Source organism: Synechococcus sp. R6-10, assembly GCF_047461815.1.
In the GTDB taxonomy this organism is placed as follows: Bacteria; Cyanobacteriota; Cyanobacteriia; order Thermostichales; family Thermostichaceae; genus Thermostichus.
Window position 1 is genome coordinate 1 of the sequence record NZ_JANSHW010000357.1, and the last position, 3,782, is coordinate 3,782.

The 3,782-nt window shown below is 59.8% G+C and carries 3 protein-coding genes and 2 pseudogenes; all 5 read right to left on the bottom strand.

What is annotated here, in order from left to right:
- Window positions 1–210 (bottom strand): annotated as a pseudogene (locus NW837_RS10265) (hypothetical protein); the annotation flags it as partial.
- Window positions 211–275: 65 nt separating this feature from the next.
- Window positions 276–539 (bottom strand): DUF2973 domain-containing protein, encoded by a 264-nt coding sequence (locus NW837_RS10270; RefSeq protein WP_414331257.1) that lies wholly within the window; start codon window positions 537–539, stop codon window positions 276–278.
- Window positions 539–850 (bottom strand): DUF2605 domain-containing protein, encoded by a 312-nt coding sequence (locus NW837_RS10275; RefSeq protein ID WP_414331259.1) that lies wholly within the window; start codon window positions 848–850, stop codon window positions 539–541. Before NW837_RS10275 ends, NW837_RS10270 begins: the two co-directional genes overlap by 1 nt.
- Before the next feature lie 50 nt (window positions 851–900).
- A pseudogene (locus tag NW837_RS10280) lies at window positions 901–2,382 on the bottom strand (cobaltochelatase subunit CobN); the annotation flags it as partial.
- 50 nt (window positions 2,383–2,432) lie between these two features.
- Window positions 2,433–3,611, bottom strand: a complete 1,179-nt coding sequence (locus tag NW837_RS10285) for a transaldolase (RefSeq protein ID WP_414331262.1) — start codon at window positions 3,609–3,611, stop codon at window positions 2,433–2,435.
- Between the last annotated feature and the right edge of the window lie 171 nt (window positions 3,612–3,782).

The following is a 3,782-nucleotide window of genomic DNA, read 5'->3' on the forward strand; positions in this document are numbered from 1 at the left end:
AGTCTTTCCAAAGTTACCCCCTCCCCCACCCAAGCCAAAATGCAAAGACATGTAAGGGACAATAATCGTCTCACCAATAGTGATCGGCTGACCAAAGGTTTGTCCCGTTTCCGCCAAAACCTTCAGCTTGCCGAGCACCGCCTCCAGCACCGATTCCACGTTGAAGTCGGATCCCATCTCCGTTGACTCGCCCACCAGACGCTCGGGCAAATGGCGCGCAGTACCTTCCCAGGCTAGTGCAGCCACGCCCAAGAGAGAAAGCCCAAGAAACTCCCCTAATCTTCGTCCGGCGAGCCGGAATAGAGATCTTCCAAACGGCTGCGAGCTTCTTCCAAGCTGGCCGAGCGAATCACCAGTAGAGGCTCCTCGGTGAGGTTGCCATCTTCATCCAGCAGCTCTGGGTGAGGGATCCGCTGGCGGGCACGACGAGGAGAGGCCTTGCGCTCTTCCACGCCCAGTGTGATGACATTGGTAACCAAGTTGCGCAGGGCCAAAAAGGCAATGGCCACAAAAGCGATGAGGTAGAGAATCTGCAGCATTACAGGTCGGGGGAGGGGTGAATCTGGCGAAATTGACGGCCCAATTCGGCACATTTCATCAGCAGGCGATGCCATTTTGCCATCAGCCCAGGGTCGATGCCAACCTCTTGATCGGACGCCTGATAAAGCGCTTCGGCCACCTGTAGCTCCGCTTGAGCGGCCAGAACCTGTTCCAGCAAGGACTGTTGCTCCTCTGGGCTGATAAATTCCAGGGTCTCTTCCTGCAAAAAGCGGCGAGAACGCTCAAACCAGTAGCGGTAGTCCTCCAACAGTGGCCCCAGAATCTCTCGCAACAGCTCAGATTTGCTCATGGCCTGGGATCCCTCCACAACTGGTTTGGATGAAAAAATCTTAGCAGAACTTAACCTTCTCTCGCCACGGGAGAGCGGGATTCCAGGTAGGCTTCCATCTCCAGCATCAGGGCTTCGATCTGAGGCAGCAATTCCAGGGCCTGCTCTTGCCAGTAGCCCCGCTGGTGGGCTTCCAGCAGCCGCTCGCTCATGTCCCGCAGCGCCCAGGGGTTGCGGGATCGCAGGAACTGCTGGACTTGGGGATCCAATAGGTAGGCGCGGGCCAGGCCGGCGTACATGAAATCCGGCACAGCATGGGTGGTGACGTCGTAGGCAAAGAGGTAGTCCAGCGTGGCAGCCATCTCGAAGGCGCCCTTGTAGCCGTGGCGCATCACGCCGGCAATCCACTTGGGGTTGATCACGCGGGCGCGATAGACGCGGTCAATTTCTTCGGCCAGGGTGCGGATCTTAGGGTTGTGGGGACGGGCGTGATCCCCGAAGTAAATCCGCGGGTTGCGGCCCTGGAGCGTTCGCACTGCCGCCACCATCCCCCCTTGAAACTGGTAGTAGTCATCGGAGTCCAGCAGGTCGTGCTCGCGGTTGTCTTGGTTGTGGAGCACAATTTGCAGGTGGGCCAATTGCCGCCGCAGGGCTTCGGGGGCCGGCTCTCCCTCGCCATCGGCCCGGTAGGCGTAGCTGCTCCAGTTGAGGTAGGCGCGGGCCAGATCCGCTTCTGTTTCCCAGTTTTGCGCCTCGATCAGCCCCTGTAGGCCGGCCCCGTAGGCCCCTGGCTTGGAACCGAAGATGCGCAGCCGCGCCCGCTCCGCCGCTGCTTGCGGTGGGATCCCTTGCTCCTGCCAGTACTGGGTATCGGCCAGCACGTGGGCCCGCAGGGGATTGTCGGCTTCTGGCTCCTCCAGGTCAGCCACGGCCTGCACGGCCCGGTCAAACAGGGCAATCAGATTGGGAAAGGCATCGCGAAAGAAGCCAGAAATGCGCAAGGTTACATCCACACGGGGGCGGCCCAAAACCGCTACAGGCAGGATCTCGATGTCCACCACCCGTCCTCCATCCCAGCGGGGTTTGACCCCCAAGAGCGCCAGGGCCTCGGCCCAATCGTCGCCGCCAGTTCTTAGAGTTGAAGTGCCCCAGACGGATAGGCCCAGGCGACGGGGATATTCCCCCTGCTCTTGCACGTAGCACTCCACCAGCCGCTCGGCGGCCAGTGAGCCGACCTGCCAGGCGGTGGGGGTGGGGATGGCGCGAATGTCCACCGAGTAAAAGTTGCGCCCCGTGGGCAACACGTCCACTCGGCCTCGGGTGGGGGCGCCGGAAGGGCCGCTGGGCACATAGCCGCCCCCTAGCCCATGCAGCAGGTTCTCCAGCTCCTGGGGGGTTTGCTGCAGGCGCGGCAGCAGATCCGTCTCGATCCAATGCAGCACCTGCCTGGCTGCTGGCCCCGGCGGCGGATCGTAAGGGATCCCTTGCAGCCGCTGGGCAATCCAGCGGCGGGCTTGCGCTTCCAGGGCGGCCACCCCGTCTCCGATGTGGCGAAAGTTCTCGCCCATAGACCTTGAGGTTTTCCCAGGCCGGCTGCCAGCGGCTAATTCTTCAGATAGACCGCCGCCCCTAGGCCGACCAACATTTCCTCAGGGGTAATTTTGCCATCTTGGTTGGTATCCAGGGCATCGAAAACGCGATCTGCCCCCATCCACTCCTCGCGGGTGATGAAGCCATCCCCATCCAGGTCGTAGAGGCGGAAGACATCCTGGGCGGCGTGGGTAATGGTTTCCTTGGCACCCTCCAGCTTCTGCAGCCGCTCGGTGAGCAGTTTTTCCAGCACCTCCAGCGCTTTGGAGAAGCCCTGGATCCCTTCTTCCAGCTTTTCTGAGGCCATGCGGTTTTCCCGGTGCATCTGGTCGAAGGTAGCTCGATCCATCACCAGGCGCGGGATGTCCATTTTCTTGGCTTTTTCCGGATCCAGTTTGCGCTCCAGGTGACCCTCGGTGTTTTGCAGCTCCGCCAGCAGCGCCGGTGAGATGGTGAGAAGATCGCAGCCGGCCAACTCGATGATCTCCCCGATGTTGCGGAAGCTGGCCCCCATCACTTCCGTCGGAAAATCGTATTTGCGGAAGTAGTTGTAAATCTGGGTCACCGACTGCACCCCCGGATCTTCGGCAGGGGGATAGCTCTCCCGGCCCGTGTGTTTCTTATACCAATCCAAGATGCGGCCTACAAAGGGCGAGATCAGCTTCACCCCCGCTTCGGCGCAGGCTATGGCTTGGTGCAAGCCAAACAACAGGGTAAGGTTGCAGTGGATCCCTTCTTTCTCCAGGATCTCGGCAGCCCGGATCCCTTCCCAAGTCGAGGCAATTTTAATCAGCACCCGCTTGGGATCCGCTCCTGCCGCCTTGTAGAGCTCGATCAAATGGCGGGCTTTGGCAACTGTGGCTTCTGTGTCGTAGGAGAGGCGGGCATCCACCTCCGTCGAGACCCGGCCAGGAATGATGGACAAAATGCGCACGCCAAAGGCCACGGCCAGTTGATCGATGGCGTGGGCCACCACGGTTTTGATGTCGGCTTTGGATCCCAGTTCTTGGCGAGCTTTGAGCAAGGTCTCATCGACAATGCCCTGATACTGAGGCATTTGGGCTGCAGCCGTGATCAATGAGGGATTGGTGGTGGCATCCTGCGGCTTAAAGCTCTCGATGGCGTTGATATCCCCCGTATCAGCCACCACGACAGTCATCTGTCGCAATTGCTCCAGCAAGCTCTTGCTCATGTTCGGCTCCTTGAGATTGCGCTACGCGCCGCTTCTGCGACCTAGTTTCAGTGTTACCCATCCCATTCAGGGATCCCGGTAGACATGAGATTGTCTTAATTCTGATACATTCACGCTGAACTCTCCTGAACATGGTTCAGGAAAGAAGCGATCGCATCCTGCCTATCTCTG